Source organism: Arthrobacter flavus, from assembly GCF_039526005.1.
GTDB lineage: Bacteria > Actinomycetota > Actinomycetes > Actinomycetales > Micrococcaceae > Arthrobacter_D > Arthrobacter_D flavus.
Window position 1 is genome coordinate 151,200 of record NZ_BAAAIJ010000036.1, and the last position, 6,130, is coordinate 157,329.

Sequence of the window (6,130 nt, forward strand, 5' to 3'; positions counted from 1 at the left end):
CCGACGGCATCCACTGCGCCCATCGAGAGAAGTGTCCGCTTCAACCCATCTTCGTTTTCCCGTTTGGTCTCATCGCGTCACCCCCTCGAAAGCCGATGGAGCGCGATAGGCGGGGCATATCAAGCATTTCTCGGAGCCGTTGTAGTTTTGACCTATATTGGCAGCTTGCTATATGGCGTTCGCGAGGAACTTCTGGTTGGCGCGGGTTCGGTGTTCACCAGAGCAGTCGTCTCCGACCGGTTCGCGCAGATCCCTTCAGCGACCGCGATGGCTATCGTTCTGTTGATCGCGGTCGCCAGTGGTCTTCTACTACTAACTCGGCTCGGCCCAGTATCGGCAACAGCGGCTCAAGGGTATTGGTGGCTGAGGCTACCCATCAATCGTCGCCGGGCGCTGGTCGGTCCAGCGTCATTGAAGATGCTCAAGACAGGAGCCGGCGTCGGCATAGTCTTTGTGCCCATTGCAGCTTTGTCTAATCCGGCCGATGGTCTGGCTTCCGTCATGCTGGGCAGCGCTATGGCTGCCCTTCTCGGCGTCGGCCTGTTTCTCTTTGCCGGTTTAGCGCAAGTCGTCGGATGCACTGGTCTGATGACCCGCGTTGCCAGCGCAGTCGTCATGGTTGGCATGGCGGTTTTGCTTCTGCCACTGCTAACCGCCGGGAGGCTTGACTCTGACATTCTTGGAGGAGTGCCCACTCAGGTTCTGCTTTCACTCCCCTCGGGGTGGCCACTAGCGGTCCTGCAGGGTTCGATGTGGCCCTTATGGTTCTCAATAACCGCTATCGTGGCCGGGTTTCTGGCTCTGTACTTGTCGCTTGACCGTCTGCCGACTTCGGAGCTGACAGCCAGGGGTGGAATATCTGGACACGCGGCCGGAGCCTTCTACTTTGGTGACTTCAGAGAGCTGGGATTCGCTCTTAAGGACAGACGAGCAAGTCGGAAATTCGGAATCTCTAAGGGGCGTCCCACCTCGGCTTTTGCCGTCTTGGTCCGGGCCGACCTCGTTGCTTTCATGCGCACGCCCGGCAAAGCGCTCCACCTCCTACTGTGGGCAGTCACCCCAGCAGCCGTTGCTTGCATCAGCGGTGTTGGCAGTGCCTTAGTGATGGCCGCTGTGTTGTTAGCTTGTGGGTTGGCAGCCTCTTCGACGAGTGCCGCTGTAGCCCGTGTTCATGCTGAGAGACCGGTACTAGACGGGATGCTGCCACTAACCCCATCACAGACCCGACGAGCCCATACTGTGGTGCCCCTCCTTTGCCTCACACTCTGGGGTCTACTTGCCTTTGGCCTTCTCTCACTCATGGGCCCGAGCAGCTTCGAACTGCCTGTGTTTGGGGTAGTGGCTGGTGCCGGATTAGCTGGAGCAACAATCCGGGGTGCTTTTCAACCTAGCCCCGACTGGACCACCATGGGTGGCAGTAGCAACAACAAGCTGATGCCCGCCGGAGTCGAAACCAGTTTTGTACGAGGACCCGATTTCATCATCCTCGCGATGCTCCCTGCCCTTCTTGCCTTATTCATTCCCGACCCCTCAGGGTGGCTACTCGCCTCCCAAGCAGCGCTCAGCACGTTCTGCCTCTGGAGGGGAACACGGGCGGATTAGAGTCCTCGCCATCGGCGACTAGGAAGCTTGAGATCGGGCAGCCCCCGTCCCAACCTGGCAACATTCCGTGGGCGATGAAGTTTGTCTCGCCCTCACATTGGATCACAAGGGGATCGACGCCTACGGGCACCTGATTACGTCGGAACGGCAATCAATCGGCACACTGTTTATGTGACGCATTCGATCAAGGTAAGAAGTGCAGGCAAACAAGACGCCCCCGAGCTGGTGAGGATGAGGCACGCGATGTTCCGATCGATGGCCAGCGCTGGTGCTGCGGGCCGACCAGAGGAAATCGAAGACTCGTCGTGGTACACCAAAGCACAGGAAGCAATCGCCGCCCAGATCAACAGCGGCACACTATGTGTTTTCGTTATCGATGCTGAACCATCGTCCCGGTCTTCTGCCAATACTTCTGGAAGGTCGCTCTCTGCGTGCGCGATAGCAACTCTGGAGGAACGCCTACCTGGGCCAGGATTTCCCCGTGGACTCAGCGGATCAATGTCGTCAGTGTTTGTTGAACCGACACATCGTGGACGCGGATACGCGCGATTAGTGGTCTCCGCCGGACTGTCATGGCTGGATATTAGAGGCGCTGAGGTAGTCGATCTGCACGCCACCCCCAAGCAACCGAGCTCTACCTGTCTTTGGGATTCGCCGAGCCCCGCTCTCTATCCCTCCGTCGCCTTATGTTGCACGAGAGCCGCTGATTACCACTGACAGAACGCCGCCAAATAGCGATCAAATCCACAAAACAGTCCTGACCGGCCCAGCGGCGTCTTATAAACCATCCTTTGCGGACGCCGAGACGACTCTAAGCGGCAGCCTCAAAGATGATCTCTAAACCGTCTTCTTCATCCCACTGTTCTCCGACTGCTTGGAACCCGTAGTCCTCTATAAGAGTGCGGGACGCAGTATTTTCAGGGCTGATGGTTGCCCGAACGGTTCGGACCTCCGATTGAGCTTGGGCAACCGAAAGCAATATCTCAAGGGCTCGCCGCGCGTAACCTCTTCTTCTGTAGTTGGGGTCAATCCTGTATCCGACCTCGACCATTCCGTCGGCGTCCGGCACTCCATGGAAACCTGCTAATCCGATAGGCACGGCAATACCGGTAATGCATACGAATCGGGTGATCCAAGGGATATCTGACGCCGTATTTCGAACTTGAAGGCTCCTCATTCGCCAGAGACCAATGCACTCATCGCCCACTAGGTAGGGCGTCAAAGAAATTCCTTCTGGGAGGACCTCGTTCTGAGCCAGGCTGTGCAGTACAGGTGCTGGAACAACAATCAACGAGAGATCTGACGCCTCATGCTTTGGGTGCCGCCATGGCTGGTTACTAACTGTCATCCCAACAGCTTTCCATGTGGCCGTCTCATGGATGTCTCTGAATCCATCGTTATCGGACTGCCGCAGCGCTTCCTCCGATCAACGCGGCTTCACGCGGGACGTCAAGTAGCGACTTCGGTTTAGGAAAAATATGATCACACGCCGACTCGTCTGCCCCCATAACCTTCAGCGTATCCGTGGCATGATCGTGCAGCTAACTCAACCTGACCTATTGACAAACAATCGATTGATAATCGATACTTCGATCATGGAGTACCCACCAAAACACGTTGGTCCCACCACGATCCTGGTGACGCGAGCGGCGCTTGCCTTGCTTCTAATCGCTGTCGTTGTTGGACAGATAGCTGTCTTCATAACTGCACAGTCACTTGCGAGTACCTACCCCGAGTTTGCTAACCTCCAGGTCCCCCTCGTCACCGCGGGGGTCATATTCGGGGTATGCGTGCAAGTCATTCTTGTTATCACCGGGATCCTTGTCGGGTATATCCAAGATGGCCGTATCTTCGGCTCCTCGTCGCTCAGATTAGTCGACATCATGGCGGGCACCCTTGCTGTAGCGACCGTCATTGTTGTGAGCACTCTGTTTCTCATTCCTGGCCCACCAGCGCTTGGTCTCCTACTTCTCGGGAGTGCACTTGTGGGGGCAACATTTACCCTCCTCCTTCTGGTGCTTCGTTCCCTCCTCCACAGAGCTGCGTTCATGCGGGTGGAACTCGACGAGGTCGTCTGATGGCCATCAGAGTGATGATCGACGCGCTCCTAGCCGAACGTGGCATGTCGGTAGGTGAATTTGCAGAGAAGATCGGAATCACTTCCGCAAATGTGGCCGTCCTCAAGAACGGACGAGCCAGAGCGGTCAGGTTCTCAACCCTTGATGCGATCTGCCGAGTGCTCGACTGCCAACCAGGGGAGATCCTGCTCTGGGAGGATGACTGATTACCGCGAGGGACATCACTAGAATGCAGCGGTTTAGTTCAGCCCAAGCCGCAGTCGTGCCCGAAAACTCAGGTCGAGCAGGTAAATACTTCAACACTTCTAACTCCCACCATTGATGAGAAGAGGATCACGATATGACCAAGCAGAAGGCTTTCCGGTTCCATTTTTTCCTCGTCGTATTTGCCCTCACGATTTTGCTCGCTCAACTTGTCGTTATTCCACGGACGGCGGCAACCTACGCCAAGGCGTACCCAGAGGTAGCGTATCTAGCGCCCCCGACCGTCACCGCACTTGTGATTGCACTCATTGGTTTCGAGGTGGCGTTACTGGCTGCCTGGCGGCTAGTCGCCATCGCAGTGGCGGGGAAGGCGTCGACACTCCAGTCAAGGCAATGGGCCAGAATCATGACAGTATCCCTAATCCTCATGGCAGCGATCTTCGCGGGCGTTTTCTTCTACATGGGGTCCATCGCGGGAGTCGGCGGCCCAGCAATGTTGTTCGGACTCCTCGTCTCCCTCGCGCTTATCCTCATGACTTTTTCCATAAGGCATCGGGTGACGGGCTGGCTGAAAACGGCCGATACTTTACACAGAGCTAACTAACACAGTGGTTGGTTCCCCGTTAGCTGATAGGGGTCCCGCTTATTACACTGGTTTTATGTGAAAAGGAGCGGATTGTTGATGTCGTTCCACCGACAAGTGAGACACGACGCGTGGTTTTAATCGTATAGCGGCGGTGTTCCGTGAACGGTAAATGGCGGGGTCATGCGCGATGTGCACCCTAACCGCTGGCTACTACTGAGGAAAACGCCGCCAGATACCGATCATATTTACCGTAACCTCTAGCAGCGATCCGACACGCCTCAGTCTCACCGTTGCCGCACACAGTTCCCGTCAGCTCCATCTATTCCGCTGACTCGCGGCGACGTTGCAAAGCAGCCCAGCCGCTACTGAGTGCCACGGCTACTACAACAGCAATGGGCATTAGCCACCATTGTTGAGCGACAGCTGCGAAGATTCCGCCGAAGATTAGACCAGCAATCAGAGCACGATAGAACCAAGTTTTGGACATTCCGAGGTAGCCCGGTTCGGCTTCAGTTTCCATACATTCAGCCTATGCCCGGAAACGATCGTTAGCGGACGGGGCGCCTCACCTAATGAGGTGCAACCACTATTTGCAACTCGTCTTGGTAAAGAATCTTTCCTGGATCCTCTGACCAGATTTCTTCACAGCCGACGCCATAGCGATCTAGTAGGGATCCGTAGCCTTTTACTTTCCCGATGAGATGCTGCGCCGAAGCTTTGAACCAAGCTTGCGCTTCAGGGTTTGTTGCCCTGTCGTAGACACTCGGGTCAACACTGCTGGGATCCAGGTAGGTCGCGTTGCACCAGTCGTTGGCATTGCACCACCATGCGTAATCGGTGGGGCTCAATACCCCGTCCTGGGCAAGTCCGTTAGCTAACCCGAAGATACCCGGGAATTTTCCACGTTCGTTGGGTTCTGTCGCCTGGTACCTCACGTACTGGCCTAGTCCTGCGCGAACTCGGTTAGTTATTTGAGCGGCAACCTCATCAGCGTCAAGGTTAGACGTGTTGATAACAAGGTTAGCTTCTTCGAACAGCCAACTCCGCGCCGATGCATACCGTTCTAGGTGATCTAGCCTCCACTGCTTGGCAGATGCTTCGACCTCATCATTTTCGACCCGCGCCCGAATGGTCCTCTCATCCGCGTCCGATACGACCTGAATGAGCTGAACGTCCAGCTCTTCAAACTTCGCCTTTATCTCATCCCAATAGTCTTTGCGCAGCACGGTTTGAACTGCCACCAGGTGCTTCCCGGTTTGATGCTGAATCGCCACGGCAGTAGGCGGGACTAGCGCCCGCCAAGCTGGTAGATCCTGAAAATCGGTGAAGGTCTGGTCCTTCAACATATGTGTGAGCATGTAGCCAACAACTTCGGGATCAAACAACCTGAGATCAGACCTCGATTCTGCAAGCAGCGTTCCGGCAGTCGTTTTCCCCCACCCCGAAGGTGCCATAGTTCCAGATCATCATGCCGCTGACGCTACCCGTTTCCCGGCATCTGGATGTGTCTCACCGATGGTGTCCCTGAATCCATCGTTGGCGAGACACTTTCAGCCCCATGTCGGGAACCGTGTGGATTGAGCTGCTGTGGTGATTTCGGACGGCGGATTTGATGGTTTTCTCTACGCTGCCATGGCTGGCTGTTGGTAACTGTAGTGGA

General features: G+C 55.9%; 8 protein-coding genes. 5 read left to right on the top strand and 3 right to left on the bottom strand.

Annotated elements, in window-relative coordinates:
- Positions 1 to 267 precede the first annotated feature (267 nt).
- Both ABD059_RS17755 and ABD059_RS17760 read left to right on the top strand, forming a co-directional pair.
- Positions 268 to 1,602: a DUF6297 family protein gene (locus ABD059_RS17755; protein ID WP_377959656.1), complete on the top strand. Its 1,335-nt coding sequence runs from the start codon at positions 268 to 270 to the stop codon at positions 1,600 to 1,602.
- Between the two features lie 255 nt (positions 1,603 to 1,857).
- Positions 1,858 to 2,319, top strand: coding sequence for a GNAT family N-acetyltransferase (locus tag ABD059_RS17760; protein ID WP_377959657.1), 462 nt, complete (start codon positions 1,858 to 1,860; stop codon positions 2,317 to 2,319).
- Between the two features lie 94 nt (positions 2,320 to 2,413).
- On the opposite strand, the gene ABD059_RS09835 is transcribed toward ABD059_RS17760, so the two are convergent.
- Positions 2,414 to 2,950 carry a GNAT family N-acetyltransferase gene (locus ABD059_RS09835; protein WP_343879534.1) on the bottom strand — a complete coding sequence of 179 codons (537 nt, stop codon included), beginning with the start codon at positions 2,948 to 2,950 and terminating at the stop codon, positions 2,414 to 2,416.
- A gap of 247 nt (positions 2,951 to 3,197) precedes the next feature.
- On the opposite strand from ABD059_RS09835, the gene ABD059_RS09840 reads away from it, so the two are divergent.
- The 3 genes from ABD059_RS09840 to ABD059_RS09850 all read left to right on the top strand — a co-directional run bounded on the left by ABD059_RS09840 (position 3,198) and on the right by ABD059_RS09850 (position 4,488).
- On the top strand, positions 3,198 to 3,680 hold the full coding sequence (locus ABD059_RS09840; protein ID WP_343879536.1) for a DUF2975 domain-containing protein: 483 nt from the start codon (positions 3,198 to 3,200) through the stop codon (positions 3,678 to 3,680).
- Positions 3,680 to 3,886 (top strand): helix-turn-helix domain-containing protein, encoded by a 207-nt coding sequence (locus ABD059_RS09845; protein WP_343879538.1) that lies wholly within the window; start codon positions 3,680 to 3,682, stop codon positions 3,884 to 3,886. Before ABD059_RS09840 ends, ABD059_RS09845 begins: the two co-directional genes overlap by 1 nt.
- Positions 3,887 to 4,020: 134 nt before the next feature.
- Positions 4,021 to 4,488: a DUF2975 domain-containing protein gene (locus ABD059_RS09850; RefSeq protein ID WP_343879541.1), complete on the top strand. Its 468-nt coding sequence runs from the start codon at positions 4,021 to 4,023 to the stop codon at positions 4,486 to 4,488.
- A 301-nt stretch (positions 4,489 to 4,789) separates the two neighbouring features.
- Here ABD059_RS09850 and ABD059_RS09855 read toward each other — a convergent pair whose 3' ends face one another.
- Positions 4,790 to 4,990, bottom strand: coding sequence for a hypothetical protein (locus tag ABD059_RS09855; protein WP_343879543.1), 201 nt, complete (start codon positions 4,988 to 4,990; stop codon positions 4,790 to 4,792).
- 49 nt (positions 4,991 to 5,039) lie between these two features.
- Positions 5,040 to 5,924 carry an AAA family ATPase gene (locus ABD059_RS09860; protein WP_343879545.1) on the bottom strand — a complete coding sequence of 295 codons (885 nt, stop codon included), beginning with the start codon at positions 5,922 to 5,924 and terminating at the stop codon, positions 5,040 to 5,042.
- Between the last annotated feature and the right edge of the window lie 206 nt (positions 5,925 to 6,130).

Coding starts and splice junctions, on each gene's coding strand:
- ABD059_RS09860 (WP_343879545.1), bottom strand. CDS start 5,924: ATGGCACCTTCGGGGTGGGGGAAAACGACTGCCGGAACGCTGCTTGCA.
- ABD059_RS09855 (WP_343879543.1), bottom strand. CDS start 4,990: ATGGAAACTGAAGCCGAACCGGGCTACCTCGGAATGTCCAAAACTTGG.
- ABD059_RS09845 (WP_343879538.1), top strand. CDS start 3,680: ATGGCCATCAGAGTGATGATCGACGCGCTCCTAGCCGAACGTGGCATG.
- ABD059_RS17760 (WP_377959657.1), top strand. CDS start 1,858: ATGGCCAGCGCTGGTGCTGCGGGCCGACCAGAGGAAATCGAAGACTCG.
- ABD059_RS09840 (WP_343879536.1), top strand. CDS start 3,198: ATGGAGTACCCACCAAAACACGTTGGTCCCACCACGATCCTGGTGACG.
- ABD059_RS09850 (WP_343879541.1), top strand. CDS start 4,021: ATGACCAAGCAGAAGGCTTTCCGGTTCCATTTTTTCCTCGTCGTATTT.
- ABD059_RS09835 (WP_343879534.1), bottom strand. CDS start 2,950: ATGACAGTTAGTAACCAGCCATGGCGGCACCCAAAGCATGAGGCGTCA.
- ABD059_RS17755 (WP_377959656.1), top strand. CDS start 268: ATGGCTATCGTTCTGTTGATCGCGGTCGCCAGTGGTCTTCTACTACTA.